The sequence below is a fragment of the Candidatus Eisenbacteria bacterium genome, from assembly GCA_005893275.1.
GTDB lineage: Bacteria > Eisenbacteria > RBG-16-71-46 > SZUA-252 > SZUA-252 > WS-7.
Genome location: VBOW01000014.1, coordinates 119868 through 137056 on the forward strand (window position 1 = coordinate 119868; position 17189 = coordinate 137056).

A 17189-nucleotide genomic window follows, 5' to 3' on the forward strand; every position below is an offset into this window, starting at 1 on the left:
GCTATCAGCCCTGGGGCTTTGGTGTCAAGCGGAAGGGGTATGCGATGACACCGCAGCGCCTTGCGGCGGACCTCCGGGGCCGGGCGGATCGGTCCGCGCGAAGAGCTCGCTCGCGAGGTCGTGCGCGAGGAAGAGCCCCTGATCGCTCGGCCGGAGGCGCCCGGGGGGCGAGGCTTGGACCGCATGCCCCTCCTCGGCCCAAAGCCTCCACGCCGCGATCTTCGCGTCGGAAAATCGCGCGAGATGCCGTGAGACCCTAAGCCCTCGAGCCCTTCGCAGCCCGAGGAAGATCGCCTCCTCCGATGCCTCGGTCTCGGAGAGCACGCGTTGCTCCACCCGGGGCAGCTCCCCGGATTCCACGCGATCGAAGTAGCGCGGGATCGACTCTTCGTTCCGCCAGCGGGAGCGGCCGTCGAAGGAATGCGCGCCGGGGCCAAGGCCGAGATAGGGCCGTCTCGTCCAATACCCCTCGTTGTGACGCGAGCGATATCCCGGCAGGGCGAAGTTCGAGACCTCGTAATGCCGGTAGCCCGCGCCCGTGAGGATCGCGACCAGGTCCTCATAGCGGCGGAACACCTCTTCCTCGCCGGGAACCGTGACCGCGCCGCGCTCCGCCTTGGCGTGAAGCGGGGTTCCCTCCTCGAGCTGGAGCGGATAGGCTGAGACGTGCGGCACGCCCAGCCCCACGAGCCGCCTGAGGCCCGCGCGGAATCCCTCCGCCGTCTCGCCGGGGACGCCGTACATGAGATCGATCGAGACGTTCCGAAACCCCGCCCGCCGGGTGAGCGCCAGCGCGCGGAGGGCGGATTCCGCGGTGTGGATGCGGCCCAGGGAGCGGAGCGCCGCGGCCTCGAGCGACTGGACGCCGAGGCTCAGGCGGCCTACGCCCCCCTCGAACAGGATCGACAGCTTCTCCGGAGTGAGCCCCTCGGGGTTCGCCTCGACCGTGAACTCGCGCACGCGGCTCAGATCCCACGCCCCGCGGATCCAGGCGAGAAACCGGCCGAGCGCCGCGGGCGAAAGCGCGGTGGGCGTGCCCCCGCCCACGTAGATCGTCCGCGGCCGGCTCCACGCCCCGCCATCCGCCGGCTGCGCGCGCTCCCATTCGCGGACGAGCGCCGCGAGAAGCCGTTCCGGCTCCGCGTGGTGCAGCGGCGCCTTCACGAAATCGCAATAGGGGCAAATGCTGCGGCAGTAAGGCAGATGGATGTAGAGGCCGTATTCCACGGTCAGCGCACCGGGTGGAAGAGGCGGTTGAACCGAGGCATGCTCCTCTCGGCGTCCCACGACCAGTAGAGGATCATCGCCTTCCCCTTGATCAGATTCAGCGGGAGCGGGCCCCAGAAGCGGCTGTCGTGACTGTTGTCGCGGTTGTCCCCCATCATGAAGATGTGCCCCTTCGGCACGACGAAGGGGCCGAAGTTGTCCCGTCCGCTGATCTCTCGAGGCAGAATCCGCTCGTCGGAGTGGATGACGTAGGGCTCCCTCTGGGGGGTGCCGTCGACGTAGAGCACCTTGTCCTTGATCTCGATCGTCTGGCCCTCCACCGCCACGCATCGTTTGATGAAGTCCCGGCTGGGGTCGTCGGGGTAGCGGAACACGATGACGTCCCCTCGGTGCGGCTGCCGGATCGCCGGGAAGCGGTAATAGACGATTCGATGGCCCGCGAGGCCGATGTCGATCTCGGAGCCGTAGACGAGCTTGTTCACGAAGAGAAAGTCTCCGACCAGAAGCGTGTTCTCCATCGAGCCGGTCGGGATGCGGAACGCCTGGACGACGAGCCCGCGGATCACCACCGTGAGCAGAACGGCGAGGACGATCGCTTCGACGTATTCCCGCAGCGTGGACTTGGTTCGAGCGGCACGCCTCGACTTCGCTTTGGTCGCCACCCTCGCGCTCTCCATTCGATCACCTCCCACGGGAAGCCCCTATCGTTCCACGCGCAGGACCGCGAGAAACGCCTCTTGCGGAATCCGGACGGTACCCACTTGCTTCATACGTTTCTTGCCCTCGCGCTGTTTCTCGAGAAGCTTTCGTTTCCGCGTGATGTCGCCACCGTAGCACTTCGCGAGGACGTTCTTCCGCATCGCGGGGATGGTCTCCCGCGCGATGACATGGTTTCCGATCGCGGCTTGAACCGCGATCGGAAACATCTGCCGGGGAATCAGCTCCTTGAGCTTCGCCGAAACGTCGCGACCCCATTCATACGCCTTCTCGCGGTGCACGATGACCGAGAGCGCGTCCACCGGCTCGCCGTTCAGGAGCAGATCCATCCGCACAAGATCCGCCGGCTTCATCCCCGAGAACTCGTAGTCCAGGGACGCATAGCCCCTGCTGATCGATTTGAGCCTGTCGTAGAAGTCGAGGACGATCTCGGCGAGCGGAAGCTCGTAGGTGATGTGGGCGCGGGCTTCGTCCGGAAACTCCATCCCGACGAAGATGCCCCGACGGTCCTGCGCGAGCTTCATGATGTTCCCCACATAGTCCGCCGGCACCACGATCTGGGCCCTCACGTAGGGCTCCTCGATCTGCTCGATCTGGTTCGCCGGCGGAAGGAGAGCGGGGTTTTCGACGAGCAGGACCTCGCCGTCCGTCTTCGTCACGCGGTACTCGACGCTCGGGACGGTCGCGATCAGGTTGACGCCGTACTCGCGGGTGAGTCGCTCCTGGATGATCTCCATGTGGAGCAATCCGAGAAACCCGCAGCGGAAGCCGAACCCGAGGGCGAGCGACGTCTCGGGCTCGAACGTGAGCGAGGCGTCGTTCAGCTGAAGCTTCGCGAGCGATTCCTTGAGCGACTCGTAGCTCTCGGCGTCGATCGGGTACAGCCCCGAAAACACCATCGGCTTCACCGGCCGGTATCCCGGCAGCGCTTCCGCGCCCGGGTCCGACGCGTTCGTGATCGTGTCGCCAACCTTCGCGTCCGCGACCACCTTCACGTTCGCGATCACGTATCCCACGTCCCCGGCCCAAAGCTCCTCCCGCGGCTCCAGCCCCAGGCGCAGCACCCCAACCTCGAGCACTTCGTGGGTCTTCCCCGTGGAATGGAACCGGATCGAATCTCCGGCGCGAATGACGCCGCGCACGAGCCGCACGTACACGATCACGCCGCGGAACTGATCGAATACGGAATCGAAGATCAGGGCCTGGAGCGGATCCCCGCTCCGATCCTCCGGAGCCGGGATCCGCTCGATGACCGCTTCCAGAAGCGCCTCGATGTTGCGTCCCTCCTTCGCCGAGACGCGGATCACGTCCTCGGGCTCCACGTGAAGCAGGTGGGCCATCTCGAGCGCGGCGTCGTCCGGGTGGGCCGCGGGCAAGTCGATCTTGTTCACGACGGGCACGATGCTGAGCTTCTGATCCAGAGCGAGGAAGAGATTCGAGAGGGTCTGCGCCTCGATGCCCTGGGAAGCGTCCACGACCAGGATCGCGCCCTCGCATGCCGCGAGGCTCCGCGAGACCTCATACGTGAAATCGACGTGTCCGGGGGTATCGATCAGGTTCAGCTGGTACGTCCTCCCATCCCGCGCTCGGTACTCCATGGCGATCGCGTGGGACTTGATCGTGATCCCCTTCTCCCGCTCCAAGTCCATGTTGTCGAGAACCTGATCCTTCATCTTGCCTCGAGGAATCGTGTTCGTGATCTCGAGCAGCCGGTCGGCCAGCGTCGATTTCCCGTGGTCGATGTGCGCGATGATGCAGAAGTTCCGGACGAGGGAGCGCGGAATCACAGGAGGGGGATCAGAACCGGGTCCGGACGGCGAGCGTGATGCGGGGTCTCTCCCCTGGGTCCCGGACCGCTTCGGAAGGGCCGAAATCCGCCTCGAAGGTGGCGAGGTGGGCGTCGACGAACGCGTCGACCGTGGACAGGAGATGCGCGGCGACGCCCCACCAGATCCAATTGATTTTCCGGTTCCGGTGCGCTTCCCGGTCCTGGTCGGCGGACAGGTAGGCGGGATCCAGGCTGTAGTCCACTCCGGCCTCAGCATCGGCCGCGGCAATGGCGTCCAGGTGATCCACCGCGTCGTTCTCCTTCTTGAATTCGTTCCACGCCTGGTATGCCAAGAGCCCCTCGCCGGCGACCACCCCCACCGCCTTCAAGTACTTATGATTGTACAGTTGCCCCCAGCCCGGCACGGCGGCCGACCGGAGCATGACGAGGAACGGACGCGATCGATGGCGGAGCGAATCCGCGCGGCCCGGCGCCGGCCCGGTGCTCTGTGGAGCGGCCGCGAGGGCCGTGGCCGCGCCGCCGGCGACCAGGAACGCCGCGAGCACGAGCGCCGCGCTACTCCTTGGTGAAGGCGTGAGCGATCGCAAGGAAGAGAAGAAGCAGCCCGCCGAATCCATAGACCCCGATCACGACGCCGTGGGTGAAATCGTGTCCCAAGGAGGAGTGCCCCAGCAGATATTGGAGCCCTTCGGCCAGCGTGACGATCAGAACGATCAGGATCACGAACGACCACTTCCGGGCCAACGCGACGATGACGACCGCAACCAGGAACCCGAGCACGCGTGGATCGCCCCAGTTGAATGAGAGGAGCGAATGGAGGAAATCTTTCATCGTCTCTCACCTCGAATCGTGTTGGCGGGAACGTGTGGGAATCGAACCCACCTCGGACGTTATGAGCGCCCGACAAAAGGATTTGAAGTCCTCGGAGTCCACCAGAACCCATCCGTCCCCGAGCAGCGTGTCACGCCGCCACCTCGAGCCACCGCGTTCGACGGGGAAGAACTTCCCCTACCACCGTGGCGGACACCCTCCCCCGCGTGAGCCTCCGCATGAGCGCGGTCGCGCGTGAAGGACGGACCGCGATCAGGAGACCTCCCGAGGTCTGTGGATCGACGAGCACCTTTCGGAGCGGTTCGGGCACGCCGGCGTCGAAGGTCACGTCGGGCGTTGTATACGCCGCGTTGGTCATCAGTCCTCCGGGGGCCACACCCCGGGCAGCGAATTCCAGCACCCCCGGCAGCACCGGAACCGCCGCGCTCCAGATCCGGATCGTCTTCCGGCTGGCTCGCGCCACGTTCAGCGCGTGGCCCAAGAGACCGAAGCCGGTCACGTCGGTCGCCGCGCTCACCCCCACGGCCTGCATGGCTTCGCCGGCGGCGCGGTTCAGCGTCGCCATCTGGGTGGTCATGAGCCGGATCGTCGCTTCCGTGAGAAGCCGCTGCTTGAGCGCGGTCGCCAGGATGCCGACGCCCAGGGGCTTGGTCAGAACGAGCATATCTCCGCTCGCCGCCCCCGCATTCGAGATGATTCGCTTCGGGTGGACCTCCCCGGTGACCGCGAAGCCGAACTTCATCTCCTTGTCGCGCACGGAATGTCCTCCCATGAGCGCGACGCGTGCCTGCTTCAACAGTTCCGCGCCGCCGCGAAGGATCTCGCCGAGAACCTTCATGTCCCCCGATTCCGGATAACAGACGATCGAGAGGGCCGTCATCGGCGTCCCGCCCATCGCGTAGACGTCGCTCAGCGCGTTCGCCGCGGCGATCCGCCCGAAGTCGAATGGATCGTTGACCATGGGCGTGAAGAAATCCACCGTCTGCACGAGCGCGCGGGTCGCGGAGATTCGGAACACCCCGGCGTCGTCCCAGGTCTCCGGGCCGACCAGCACGCCCTTCGATCTCGGAGCGGCGGGGAGGGCGGAGAGCACGTCCCTCAAATCGAGCGGGCTCAACTTGGCGGCGCAGCCGGCGCAGGAGACCTGCTCGGTCAATCGGACGGCTTCGTTTCGTGCCTGATTCACGGGAGGAACGCCCAGGCCTCGATTTCGACCCTCGCGTCGCGGGGCAGCGAGCGGACCGCGACCGTGCTGCGCGCGGGCTTGGGCTCCGGGAAAAAGCGGCCGTACACCTCGTTCATGGCGGCGAAGTCGCCCATGTCGGCCAGGAACACCGTGGTCTTGACGACATCGCCCAGCCCCGCATGGGCGGCGTTCAGGACCGCGTCGAGATTCTGGAGAGCGCGCTCGGTTTCCGCCCCCACCCCCCCGGGTACGAGCTTCCCCGTCGCCGGATCGAGGCCCACCTGGCCGGAGGAAACGATCCAGCGACCCGAGAGCGACCCCGTCCGCCCCTGCGCGTAGGGGCCGATCGCCGCCGGCGCGTGCGGCGTCTGGATGGCCGTCAGCGGCTCCCGGCTCACTCGACCGTGACGCTCTTGGCCAGGTTGCGAGGCTGGTCCACGTCGCAGCCGCGCTCGACCGCGATGTAGTACGCGAGCAGCTGGAGGGGCAGGACCGAGAGGAGCGGCGTGAGCGGTCCGAGCGCGCGCGGGATGTAAATGACGTGGTCCGCCTTGGTCGCGACGTGCTCGTCCCCTTCGGAGGCGATCGCGATGATCTTGCCTCGCCGCGCGCGCACCTCCTCCATGTTGTTCAGGACCTTTTCGTAGGCCGAATCCTGCGTGCAGATGAAAACGACCGGCATGTTCTCATCGATGAGCGCGATCGGACCGTGCTTCATTTCGGCGGCGGGGTAGCCTTCGGCGTGGATGTACGAAATCTCCTTGAGCTTCAGGGCCCCCTCGAGCGCCACCGGGAAGTTGTATCCGCGCCCCAAGTAGAGGAAGTTGTTGTGGTGGGCGTAGGCCTTCGCGATCGCCTTGACCTTGTCGGCATCGGCCAGGATGCGCTCGATCTTCCCGGGGATCGAGGCGAGCTCGCGCGTCAGCTCGGCTCCCAGCTCGGGCGACAGCTCACCCAGACGGCCGAGGTACAGGGTCAGGAGCGTGAGGGCCGCGACCTGCGACGTGAACGCCTTGGTGGACGCCACGCCGATCTCCGGTCCCGCGTGGATGTACACGCCGCCGCCCGACTCGCGCGCGATCGTGCTTCCGACCACGTTGCAGACGCCGAGCACCCGCGCGCCTCTCCGTTTGGCCTCCCGCATCGCGGCGAGGGTGTCGGCGGTCTCGCCCGACTGGCTGACCGCGATCACCACGGTCCCGGGTTCCAGGATCGGATTCCGATAGCGGAATTCCGAGGCGTACTCCACTTCGACCGGAATCCGCGCCAGCTCCTCGATCAGGTATTCGCCGATCATTCCGGCGTGCCACGAGGTCCCGCACGCGGTGATGACCACGCGGGTGATCGCGCGCAGCTCCGCCGGCGACATGTTGAGCCCGCCCAGGCGCGACGTGCCCTCCTCGGCAAGCAGGCGTCCGCGCAGCGTGTTCCGGAGCGACTGCGGCTGCTCGAAAATCTCCTTCAGCATGAAGTGCGCGTAGCCGGCCTTCTCGATCTTCTCGAGATCCCAGTCGACGGTCTCGACGCGTTTCGAAACGGTCTCCTCCCGGATCGTGGAGGTGTGGATTCCCCTCGGGGTGAGGACGACCATTTCCTCGTCGTCCAGATACACCACTTGATTCGTATGCCGGATGATCGCGGAGACGTCGGACGCGAGGACGTACTCGGAATCGCAAATTCCGACGACGAGCGGGCTCCCGTGCCGCGCGCCCACGATCTTTCCGGGATCTTCCCGCGCGATGACCGCGATGCCGTAGGTTCCGGTGACATGCTGGAGCGCTGCGGCCACGGCACGCTCCAAATTACCCTCGAAATACTTCTCGATCAGGTGCGCGATGGTCTCGGTATCGGTGTCGGTGGTGAAGCGATGCCCTTCCTGCTCGAGCTTCTTCTTGAGGGTGGCGTAGTTCTCGATGATTCCGTTGTGGGCGACCGCGATATTGCCCTTGCAGTCGATATGCGGGTGGGCGTTGACCGTGGTCGGCTGGCCGTGCGTAGCCCAGCGGGTGTGCGCGATCCCGAGACATCCGCGAGGCTTCGATCCCTTCAGGAGGCCTTCCAGGACGGCAATCTTGCCGGCCGACTTCTCCACCACGAGGCCCTGGCCGTTCAGAATGGCGACCCCCGCAGAGTCGTAGCCGCGATACTCGAGCCGCTTCAAGCCTTCCAGCAAGATCGGCAACGAATCCTGCGAACCGACGTAACCTACGATTCCGCACATGTTCCCGGGTCTCCCCCCTAATGCGATCGAGGGCGGGCTTGAGAGCGCTCGATCGCTCGACCGGCACGGCCCGCCAACGCCTCGGCGTCCTCCCGGCTCCGCGCCTCCGCCAGGATTCGCACGATGGGCTCCGTGCCTGAAGCGCGTACCTGCACCCAAGAATCTTCCCAGACGTACTTTTCCCCGTCCAGAACATTGCGCGCTCCGTCGGGGAACTCCCGGCGAAGCTCCTCCGAGAGAGCGGCCGCGTCGGTGAGGCTGAGATCGAGCTTGCGCTTGACCATCAGGACCGCCGGCAGCTCGGCAAGGCGCCGGCTCAAGGACCGCGGGTCGCGCGCGAGCCAATCGACCGCGATCGCCGCGGCCAGGAGACCGTCGCGGGTCGCGTGCAGCGCCGGATAGATGACGCCGCCGTTCCCCTCCCCGCCGATCACGCCTCCGATCTCGATCAGCTTCTGCGCGACGTGAGCCTCCCCCACCTTCGTCCGGTGCACCGGGGCGCCGTATCGCCGGGCGATCCAATCCACGCCGATCGAGGTGGAAGCGTTCACCGCCACCGGGCCCGGGCGACGCGCGAGCGCCCAATCGACCGCGATCTGAAGCGTCCGCTCCTCGCCGATCGGCTCGCCCCGCTCGTCCACGATCGCGAGCCGGTCGGCATCGGGGTCGTTCGCGAACCCGACCGCGGCCCCGGTCGCGCGCACCCGCTCGCCGAGCGCGCCGAGATTTTCGGGGAGCGGCTCCGCCCCCCGGGGGAATCGGCCGCTCGGCTCGCAAAAGAGCCGCTCCACCTCGCAGCCCATCGCTTCGAGCAGGGCGGGGGTCGCCTCCCAGCCGGCTCCGTTTGTCGCGTCCACCACGACCCGAAAGCGGCGGTTTCGAATCCGGGGCCGATCGAAACCGTCGAGCGCCAGGATCGCGTCGCGATGGCGGCGGATCGCGTCCTTGTCCTCCCGGGTCGATCCCACTTCCGTGTGAGGGGCCCACGCGCGGACCCCCACCCTAGCGCGACGCGCCACCTCCTCCGATTGTGCCGGCGCGAGGAACGTCCCGCCCGGTCCGAACAGCTTGAGCGCGTTCCAAGGGGCCGGGTTGTGGCTCGCCGTGATCGCAACGCCGCCGGAGGCTCCGTGGTGCCGGATCGCAAAGAGAATGGTGGGCGTGGGCGCGATCCCCACGTCCACGACATCGTGACCCGACGCGAGGAGCGCCGCCTGCACAAGGTGCGAGACCCACGCGCCGCTCGGACGCGTGTCGCGTCCGACGACCACGGGACCGGGATCGAGGAAGAAGGCGTGCGCGCCCGCGACCCGGAGGACGACGTCGGGCGTGAGGGTTTCCCCCACAATCCCGCGAACCCCGGAGGGGCCGACCATGAGGCCTTGCAGAGGATCGGAGGCGGGAGGTTTCGATTCCCGCGCTCCCCCCGCCGCGTCCCCCGCATGGGGGCGCGCGGCGTGGCGGTTTGTCGTCATGACATGCGGCCGAGTGTGCGGGTCGGCCGGCCCGGGAATGGAGCTGGTGAGCGGAATCGAACCGCTGACCTACGCATTACGAGTGCGTTGCTCTACCAGCTGAGCTACACCAGCTTGGTTTTCGAGAGACGCGATGCTCTGCCGTGAAGGACCGGCGAAAATGAATGGTGCGACCCCGCAGAATCGAACTGCGGACACCCACGTTTTCAGCGTGGTGCTCTACCAACTGAGCTAGGGTCGCGCCGGACGGGGAAGTTATCATGAGGCACTGCCTTGGGTCAACGGCTAGGCGAGCCGGCGGCGGCGATCGGAGCGCCCATCGCGCCGGTCGGGCTTCCTGCGTCGATCGTCGTTCTCGCGGGTTGGAAGATAGATCGTGACAATGCTGCTCCAGTCCCCCTCGCTCCGCGCGCGGATTTCGCCGCCGTGCTCCCGCACGATCTGGTAGGCCATCGCGAGGCCGACGCCCGCGCCGTAGCGGCGTGAGGTCGAGAAGGGAACGAAGAGCCGATCGAGCACCTCCCCCGCGGCCTTCGGCCCGTCGTGCGCGACCTCGGCCTGCACCGCGCCCTGCGCCGCGCGTGTCTCGACACGCAGCCGGCCGCCGCTCGGCACGGAATGGAGCGCGTAGCTCAGGACGTTCACGAGCACCTGTCGCATCTTTTCGTTGTCGAGGAGAAGGGTGGGCACGTCGGGCGCCAGACGCTTGAGGAGCCGGACGCGCCGACGCACCAGGTCCTCCGCCTGCGACTGCAGCACCTCCTGGACGAGCGTATTCAGGTTTTCGAGCTTCAAGCGGGGCCGGGTCATCTGCGCGAGCGCCACCTGCTCGCTCAACACGCGCTCCAAGCGCTCGGTTTCACGCAGGATGATCTCGAGATATTCACGATTGGGGTCCTTCGGCGTCAGGCTCTTCAGGACACGCTTGGCGAACCCGGTGATCGCGGCGACGGGGTTGCGGACGTCCTGCGCGACCTGAACGCCCCGCTCCCCCACGACCGCCAGCTTCTCGGCGTGGCGAAGCTGCGCCTCGACTTCGTGGAGGCGCCGGTCCTTCATCCGGAGGGTCTCCTCCTGCGAGGAGCGCGTGTCCGCGAGCGAGGCGATCGACGCGACGAGATCGGCGATCATGGCGTCCTCCGCATCGAACGACGCCGGAACCTCTTGGGTCCCGCCCGATTTGTTGAACACGAGGATCGCGCCGGAAATCCGGTTCGTCTCGTGAATCGGCGCTGCGAGGAGGCAACGCCAATCCTCCGGGATGGTTCCCGAGAAACGCGGATCCTCGCTCACGGCGTCCGCGACGAGCGGCTTCCCGTCCGCCTCGAACCACTGGATGATCCAGGCCCCGAGCTTCGAAAGATCCTGCGTCGCCCCGGGATCGACCCCGTGAACATGCGCGAGCTCGGGCGAGCCCTCCTCGCCTTGGATCCACGCCAGGCCGCCCCCGGCTTGGGTCGCGCTCAGGAGCACCTTGAGCGCGAGCTCGGCCCGCGTTTCCGGCCGCGCCGGCCGTCCCGCCGCGCGGCTAAAGTCGATCGCGGCCCGGACCGCGGCGCCGCGCCGCCGCGACACGTCCAGCACGGCGTTCCCTTCGAACGCGATCCCGGCCTGCGCGGCAATCGCGCTCAGGAGCTCGACCTGATCGCTCGTCCAGCCCGCATAGCCCGCCGCCTGGGAGACGAGGAGCACGCCGAGCACTCGTTCCCGGCCGAACAGGGGGAGGATGGCGACCGGTCCGTCCGGGAGGGATTCCACGACGCGTTCCGGGAGCCTCAGCTCGCGCTGCGGGCTGGCGATCGACGAGGCACGGCCGTCGAAAATCGCATCCGCGAGGAGGTCGCGGTCCCGATCGAGGGCGAGGCGCTCCTCCCGGAGCGGCGCGAACACCTCACCGTCAAATCCTCCCTCCTCTTCGAACGCTTCCAGATCGAGGTTGGGGGGAACGGGAGCGTCGGGCTCATCGCGGTCCGCGCGGCGGTAGGAACCCTGGAGCTCGAGCGCCGTGCCGTCGGGGACCATCTTGAAGAGAAGAATCGTATCCACTTCCTCCGCGAACGCGCCCCCGATCGCCGCGAGGAGAAGTCGCCCGATCCGTTCGTGCGTGAGCGCCACGTGCATGAAGGGGATGGAGCGAAAGAGAAATCCAGCGGTGCGGTAACGCACCCCCTCTTCCTCGAGCCCGTCCTGTTGCTCGAGGCGGACCATCCGCGCTTCCTCCTCGAGAAAGTGAAGGAGGAGACCCAACGTGGGGATCGCGCCGGCCGCCCCGCCGGGCAGGGCATGCACTGCCTCCGCGGCGTCCTGCAGGCGGGAGCAGTGGATGCAGTCCTGGCCGAAGCGGGTCTCGAAGTTCGGCCTCGCGTCGAACGGACAGGGCCGCGGCGAGAGGTAGCAGACTCCCTCGGCAACGCGCTGCGAGCCCTGGGACTTTCGGTCGGCGTAGCGCTTCCACGCGGCGACGATTTGCTCCTCGATCCGCGCCGAGCCCGACGCCCGCCTGGCACCCATCGCGCCCCCTCCCGTGGAATGATCCGGATGTCCCCCCGCACGCCCACCCCTATCAGGTTGATTTACGGCAGGTTAGGCGATATCTTGAGACGGCAATTTCGGTGTAACTTCTTGGGAAAAGGAGGATTAGGAATGGAGGCAAAGTCGCAGGGAGCGCCCGGGTCCATCAACATGGAATTGGGCGAGAAGGAAGCCGAAGGGATCTACTCGAACTTCGTGGTGATCAGCCACTCGCTTTCCGAATTCGTGCTCGACTTCGCCCGCATCCTTCCCGGAAGTCCGAAGAGCCGAGTTTTCGCTCGGGTGGTCATGACCCCGCCCAACGTGCGCTCCCTCCTGGCGGCGCTCGAGACCAACATCAAGAAGTACGAGGACCAGTTCGGGAAGATCAAGACGTTCGAGGCACCGAGCAAGGACATCGGATTTACGACGTAGGCGGCGGAGTCTTCCAGCGGCGGTGAAGCCAGTACCAGTGGTCGGGGCGCCGGCGCACCGCGGCTTCGATCGCCTCGTTGATCGCGCGCGTGAGCCGCTCGACCTCGATCGACTCCTCCGTCGAGGGATCGGGAGCGAGCGTCGCCACGAGACGCGATCGGAAGCGCGCGCCCGGCTCCCGCTCGATCAAGCCGATCGCGATCGGGCAGCCGGCCCGGTACGCCAGACGCGCCGGCCCGGTGTGCGTGGACGCGGGCCGTCCGAAAAAGGGCACATGAATTCCGACGCGGCGCGCGTCCTGGTCGGGGAGCATTCCCAGAAATGCGCCCTGGCGAAGCGCCTTGAGCGCCCCCCTCATCCCGTAGCCGATTTTTACCGCCTCGATTCCAAGCCGGGCCCGAATGCGGTCGAAATACTCGTCGCTTCCCCGATTGCTCTGCGGCGGAAGCAGGTAGCGCATGGGCCCGCCCGCCGCGCGCAGCGCCGCGCCGCATAGCTCCCAATTCCCGTAGTGCGCGGTGACCATCACCGCGCCCTTCCCCTGCCGCGCCCACTCGAGGGTGGGCTCGAATCCGATCAGCTCCACGCGGTGGAGGATTCCTTCGTGTCCGAGGCGCGGGAGCGCGAGGAATTCCATGAACGAGCGTCCGATCTGGACGAACGTCCTGCGCGCCAGCTCGCGGGCGGGCTTCCCCGCGACGTCGGGTCCGAACGCGGCGGTGATGTTCTCGATCGCGATGCGCCTGCGGCGGCCCATCACCGCGAACGCGGCGAGGCCCAGGGCGGCGCCGATCGCGCTCGTCCACCGAAACGGCAGGACCCGAGCCAGGAGACCGATGGAATGAAGCGCCGCGACCTCGAGCTTTTGGCGAAGCGGACGAAGCGGCGAGCGGCCCATCTCAGGAGGGGAGCGAGGGCGCGCGAGGGATCATCTCAGACCGCGCGGCGGATCTTCCGCGCGAGGCCGCCGGGCGTCCGCCGCGCGAGGCCCGAGAGCTCGAGCGCCAGGAGCGCGGCGGCCAGCTCGGAGGCGGTGAGCGATGCCGATTGGGCGAGGTGATCGAGCGGGAGGGGGCGTTCGCGCAGCGCGCGGTAGAGCGCCGCTTCGGCAGGAGCGAGCTCTTCGAGGCTCCCGGGGGCGACGCGCGACGCGCTCCTCGCGCCCGGCCCCGGGCTCGCAAAAGCCTCACCCCGCCCGGCGCGGTGGGGCGCTCGCGCGCCGCCCCTGACTGCCGGGATGAGCTCGAGCACGTCGTCCGCGTTTCGGACAAGCTTCGCGATCCCCTGGCGGATCAACGCGTGAGGGGCTTCGCCCAAAGGCTCACGGCAATCCCATGGGAGCGCGGCGACCGGCCGGCCGAGACGCGCGGCCTCGCCCGCTGTGATGAGCGATCCGCTCCTCGCGCGTCCTTGCACCACCACGACGACATCCGCGATCGCGGCGAGCAGCCGGTTTCGGGTCGCGAAGGTGCCGCGCGTGGCAGGGGCGCCGGGGGAAATCTCGCTCATGAGCCCGAGCGAACGAGAGAGTCTTGCCTGGAGGACCGCGTTCTCGCGGGGATACGCCTGATCGATGGCGGTCCCCAGCACCGCCCCGCTCAGCCCGCCTGCGTCGAGGGCCCCTTCATGCGCCGCGGCATCGATCCCGCGCGCGAGGCCGCTCACCACGGCGGCGCCGCGCGCAACCATCGACCGGGCGAGGGAGCGCGCGACGTCGATGCCGTCCTCGGTCGCGTTCCGCGCTCCCACGATGGCGACCCACGGGCCGTCGTGATTCCAGGCTCCGAGGAGAAACACCCGGGGTGGCGGCGGCCGAAGCGCGCGGAGGCGATGAGGGTACTCCTCATCCGACGAATGAAGCGCGCGGACGTGGGGCCGCGCCTTGGGCTCCCTCCACCCCTCCACCGGACCTCCCCGCGCGCCGAGGAGCGCTCAGCGTGCGGCCTGCTTCGCTTCGTCCGGCTCGCCGACGCCGAGCGGGTCACCCGCGGCCGCGGCGCCCCCCGCGTCGGCCTCGCCCGCCCGGTCCTCCATGTGGAGCAGGACCCGCCCCGCGACCTCGGGGTCCCGTTCCACGAGGCCGTCGAGCGCGAACCGCTTCGCACGCTCGGGGAGCGTTTCGAAGGCTTGGGCGAGCTCCCGCGTCGCGAGCTCATTCCGGCAGAGGAGAAGCAGCGCGTCCCAGACCGCGTCGCGTACCGTGCGATTCGGGTCCTTGAGCATCTCCACGAGCGGGGCCGCGGCACGTGGATTCCCCATACGGCCGAGCGCCAGAACCGCCGAGGCGCGCGTGTACCAGAGACCGGAGCCCAGGTACTGGACGAGGGGCTCCAGCACCGACTCCCCCATCGTGGCAAGCACCCGCGCGGCCTGATCCCTCAGAAACCAGCTCTCCTGCTGCAACACATCGAGGAGCACTTCGATGGACTCCTCGGTTGGATTCTGCGCGAGCTGCGTGATCCATCCGAGCTTTTCCTCCGCGTCCCTGTGCCTCAACTCCTCCCAGAGCCGGGTGACATCCTTGGCTACCATGGTTCTCGCTCCTTCGTTCCGGCGACACGAGGGTCGCCGCCGACCCGCCCTTCCGCTGGCGTCTCGGCGCCGGCCGCGATCAACACTTCCCAAACAGCCGCGACGAGATCGTCCACTCCCGTCCCGGTCACGCCCGAGATCCACCCGCCCCACCGCGCCCCCTCGAGAGGGAACGGCGGGCCGCCGCGCGCCACCTCTCCCCTGAGGTCCGAGCGGCTCATCGCGACGACCGTGGGCTTTCTCGTTAAATCCTCGCTGTACTCCCTTAGTTCCCGTTTCAGCGTCGCCAGGTCCTTGGCGGGATCCGACGACATGCTATCCACGAGGATCAGGATGGTCCGCGTCCTTTGAATGTGCCGCAGGAACTCATGCCCGAGCCCCTTCCCCTGATGCGCCCCCTCGATGAGTCCCGGGAGATCGGCCATCACGAAGCTCTGGTCCTCGCGCGCGCGCACGAGGCCCAGATGCGGCTCGAGTGTCGTGAACGGGTAGTCCGCGATCTTGGGCCGCGCCGCGCTCACACGCGCGAGGAGCGTCGACTTCCCGACATTGGGGAAGCCCACGATGCCGACGTCGGCGATGAGCCGAAGCTCGAGGAGAAGCTTCCGCTCCTCCCCCGCCCCTCCCGGCTCCGCTTTTCGGGGCGCCTGCCGCGTGGACGTCGCGAACCGCGCGTTCCCGCGTCCGCCCCGTCCCCCCTTCGCGGCCACAAACCGCGCCCCCGGCGCGACCAGATCGACAAGAAGATCTCCGCTCAACTCGTCGTGCACGAGGGTGCCCGGGGGGACCGCCACCGTGACGTCCTGGCCCGAGCGGCCGCTCTTCTTGTTTCCCGATCCGTGCGCGCCCGACTCCGCCTCGAATCGCGCCCGAAATTGGAAATCGAGAAGCGTGCGCATGTGCTCGTTCACGACGAGGATCACGCTTCCGCCGTCTCCCCCATCCCCCCCGTCCGGCCCTCCCTTCGGCACGTATTTCTCGCGACGAAAGCTCACACACCCCGAGCCGCCGCGGCCGCCGATGACCGCGATCGACGCCCGATCGGCGAACACGCGCGCCCCGCCCTACCGAAGCGCGTCGATCACCGCATCCGCGGCGGCGCGGGTTCCCACCGCGGTCGGATCGTCCCGCTTCGGCTTCATGTCGTAGGTCACCTTCCCGCCCTCCCGGATCACCTGCGCGACCGCCCTCTCCAGCCGGTCGGCCGCCTCGCGTTCGTTGATATGGCGAAGCAGAAGCATCCCGCTCAGGATCATTCCGAACGGGTTCACCTTGTCCTGGCCCGCGTAACGCGGCGCGCTCCCGTGGGTCGGCTCGAAGAGCGCCGCCGTGTCGCCGAGGTTCGCCCCGGGCGCGACGCCCAACCCCCCGATCAGCCCCGCCCCGAGGTCCGACAGGATGTCGCCGTAGAGATTCGGGAGCACGAGCACGTCGTAATTCTCAGGGGTCTGAACGAGCTGCATGCACATGTTGTCGACGATGCGATCCTCGAACGCGATGTCGGGAAATTCGCGCGCGGTCTTGCGCGCCACGTCGAGAAAGAGCCCGTCCGAGAACTTCATGATGTTGGCCTTGTGAACCGCCGTCACCTTGTTCCGTCCGTTCTTGTTCGCGTATGCGAAGGCGTGCCGCACGATGCGCTCGGTGGCGGCGACGCTGATCGGCTTGATCGAGATCCCGGCGTCTTCCGGAATTTCCCTCCTCGACTCGGACAGGACCAGCTCGCGCAGAGCGGCCGCGCCCTTGCTCCCCCGCTCGAACTCGATGCCCGCGTAGAGGTCCTCCGTGTTTTCGCGCACGATCACGAGATCGATCCTGTCGTATCGGGACCGGACGCCCGGGTAGGTCTTGCACGGTCGGATGCACGCGTAGAGGTCCAGCTCCTTTCGGAGCGAAACGTTCACGCTCCGGAATCCGGTTCCGACGGGGGTCGTGATCGGACCCTTGAGCCCGAGCTTGGTGCGGCGGAGCGAATCGAGCACGCGATCCGGGAGCGGGGTGCCCTCTTTCTTGAAGACCTCGAGCCCCGCGTGTTGCACGTCCCACTCGAAGGCAACGCCGGTCGCTTCGAGGACGCGGCGCGTGGCCTCCGTGATCTCGGGCCCGGTCCCGTCGCCCGGGATCAGCGTCACGCGATGCGCCATCGGCCCCCTCTCGATTTCAGCTTAGTCTTGGATTGTAACTAATTGAATTCATGTCGCATGCGTGCTTCCGATCGGGGAAGACGGGGCGGTATTTCACGAGGACCCTGAAGCGTCGCATGAG

The 17189-nt window shown here is 67.5% G+C and carries 15 protein-coding genes and 2 tRNA genes; 1 reads left to right on the forward strand and 16 read right to left on the reverse strand.

Going from position 1 to position 17189, the window contains the following annotated elements:
* Positions 1-24 precede the first annotated feature (24 nt).
* From hemW to E6K76_02160, 11 genes are all read right to left on the reverse strand, one after another.
* A complete protein-coding gene (hemW, locus tag E6K76_02110; protein ID TMQ60448.1) occupies positions 25-1557 on the reverse strand; it encodes a radical SAM family heme chaperone HemW in 1533 nt (510 codons plus the stop codon).
* On the reverse strand, positions 1230-1904 hold the full coding sequence (gene lepB / locus E6K76_02115; GenBank protein TMQ60449.1) for a signal peptidase I: 675 nt from the start codon (positions 1902-1904) through the stop codon (positions 1230-1232). The genes hemW and lepB overlap by 328 nt, the downstream gene beginning before the upstream one ends.
* Positions 1905-1928: 24 nt before the next feature.
* Positions 1929-3989 (reverse strand): elongation factor 4, encoded by a 2061-nt coding sequence (gene lepA, locus E6K76_02120; protein TMQ60450.1) that lies wholly within the window; start codon positions 3987-3989, stop codon positions 1929-1931.
* A 299-nt stretch (positions 3990-4288) separates the two neighbouring features.
* Positions 4289-4564, reverse strand: a complete 276-nt coding sequence (locus E6K76_02125) for a hypothetical protein (GenBank protein ID TMQ60451.1) — start codon at positions 4562-4564, stop codon at positions 4289-4291.
* Positions 4565-4694: 130 nt separating this feature from the next.
* On the reverse strand, positions 4695-5750 hold the full coding sequence (selD, locus tag E6K76_02130) for a selenide, water dikinase SelD (GenBank protein ID TMQ60452.1): 1056 nt from the start codon (positions 5748-5750) through the stop codon (positions 4695-4697).
* Positions 5747-6133: a RidA family protein gene (locus tag E6K76_02135; protein ID TMQ60489.1), complete on the reverse strand. Its 387-nt coding sequence runs from the start codon at positions 6131-6133 to the stop codon at positions 5747-5749. The genes selD and E6K76_02135 overlap by 4 nt, the downstream gene beginning before the upstream one ends.
* Positions 6134-6144: 11 nt before the next feature.
* Positions 6145-7971 (reverse strand): glutamine--fructose-6-phosphate transaminase (isomerizing), encoded by a 1827-nt coding sequence (glmS, locus tag E6K76_02140; protein ID TMQ60453.1) that lies wholly within the window; start codon positions 7969-7971, stop codon positions 6145-6147.
* 17 nt (positions 7972-7988) lie between these two features.
* Positions 7989-9446, reverse strand: coding sequence for a phosphoglucosamine mutase (gene glmM, locus E6K76_02145; GenBank protein TMQ60454.1), 1458 nt, complete (start codon positions 9444-9446; stop codon positions 7989-7991).
* A gap of 38 nt (positions 9447-9484) precedes the next feature.
* Positions 9485-9560, reverse strand: a tRNA-Thr gene (locus E6K76_02150).
* 51 nt (positions 9561-9611) lie between these two features.
* A tRNA-Phe gene (locus tag E6K76_02155) sits at positions 9612-9687 on the reverse strand.
* 44 nt (positions 9688-9731) lie between these two features.
* Positions 9732-11957 (reverse strand): hypothetical protein, encoded by a 2226-nt coding sequence (locus tag E6K76_02160; protein ID TMQ60455.1) that lies wholly within the window; start codon positions 11955-11957, stop codon positions 9732-9734.
* A 132-nt stretch (positions 11958-12089) separates the two neighbouring features.
* On the opposite strand from E6K76_02160, the gene E6K76_02165 reads away from it, so the two are divergent.
* On the forward strand, positions 12090-12392 hold the full coding sequence (locus E6K76_02165; protein TMQ60456.1) for a DUF3467 domain-containing protein: 303 nt from the start codon (positions 12090-12092) through the stop codon (positions 12390-12392).
* Here E6K76_02165 and E6K76_02170 read toward each other — a convergent pair.
* From E6K76_02170 to E6K76_02190, 5 genes are read right to left on the reverse strand one after another with little or no spacing between them, the layout of a single operon-like run.
* Entirely contained in the window at positions 12382-13290 is a 909-nt protein-coding gene (locus E6K76_02170; protein TMQ60457.1) for a lysophospholipid acyltransferase family protein, read from the reverse strand. The genes E6K76_02165 and E6K76_02170 overlap by 11 nt on opposite strands.
* A 35-nt stretch (positions 13291-13325) precedes the next feature.
* A complete protein-coding gene (locus E6K76_02175) occupies positions 13326-14297 on the reverse strand; it encodes a DNA-processing protein DprA (GenBank protein TMQ60458.1) in 972 nt (323 codons plus the stop codon).
* A 27-nt stretch (positions 14298-14324) separates the two neighbouring features.
* Entirely contained in the window at positions 14325-14924 is a 600-nt protein-coding gene (locus E6K76_02180; protein TMQ60459.1) for a HEAT repeat domain-containing protein, read from the reverse strand.
* Positions 14918-15976, reverse strand: a complete 1059-nt coding sequence (gene obgE / locus E6K76_02185; GenBank protein TMQ60460.1) for a GTPase ObgE — start codon at positions 15974-15976, stop codon at positions 14918-14920. Before obgE ends, E6K76_02180 begins: the two co-directional genes overlap by 7 nt.
* A gap of 12 nt (positions 15977-15988) precedes the next feature.
* Positions 15989-17068 (reverse strand): isocitrate/isopropylmalate dehydrogenase family protein, encoded by a 1080-nt coding sequence (locus E6K76_02190; protein TMQ60461.1) that lies wholly within the window; start codon positions 17066-17068, stop codon positions 15989-15991.
* Positions 17069-17189 lie beyond the last annotated feature (121 nt).

Bases quoted from the DNA above. Each gene is read 5' to 3' on its own strand.
- hemW (TMQ60448.1), bottom strand. From the start codon at position 1,557: ATGCGTGGCGGTGGAGGGCCAGACGATCGAGATCAAGGACAAGGTGCT.
- lepB (TMQ60449.1), bottom strand. From the start codon at position 1,904: ATGGAGAGCGCGAGGGTGGCGACCAAAGCGAAGTCGAGGCGTGCCGCT.
- lepA (TMQ60450.1), bottom strand. From the start codon at position 3,989: ATGCTGAGGCCGGAGTGGACTACAGCCTGGATCCCGCCTACCTGTCCG.
- E6K76_02125 (TMQ60451.1), bottom strand. From the start codon at position 4,564: ATGAAAGATTTCCTCCATTCGCTCCTCTCATTCAACTGGGGCGATCCA.
- glmS (TMQ60453.1), bottom strand. From the start codon at position 7,971: ATGTGCGGAATCGTAGGTTACGTCGGTTCGCAGGATTCGTTGCCGATC.
- glmM (TMQ60454.1), bottom strand. From the start codon at position 9,446: ATGACGACAAACCGCCACGCCGCGCGCCCCCATGCGGGGGACGCGGCG.
- E6K76_02160 (TMQ60455.1), bottom strand. From the start codon at position 11,957: ATGGGTGCCAGGCGGGCGTCGGGCTCGGCGCGGATCGAGGAGCAAATC.
- E6K76_02165 (TMQ60456.1), top strand. From the start codon at position 12,090: ATGGAGGCAAAGTCGCAGGGAGCGCCCGGGTCCATCAACATGGAATTG.
- E6K76_02170 (TMQ60457.1), bottom strand. From the start codon at position 13,290: ATGGGCCGCTCGCCGCTTCGTCCGCTTCGCCAAAAGCTCGAGGTCGCG.
- E6K76_02180 (TMQ60459.1), bottom strand. From the start codon at position 14,924: ATGGTAGCCAAGGATGTCACCCGGCTCTGGGAGGAGTTGAGGCACAGG.
- E6K76_02190 (TMQ60461.1), bottom strand. From the start codon at position 17,068: ATGGCGCATCGCGTGACGCTGATCCCGGGCGACGGGACCGGGCCCGAG.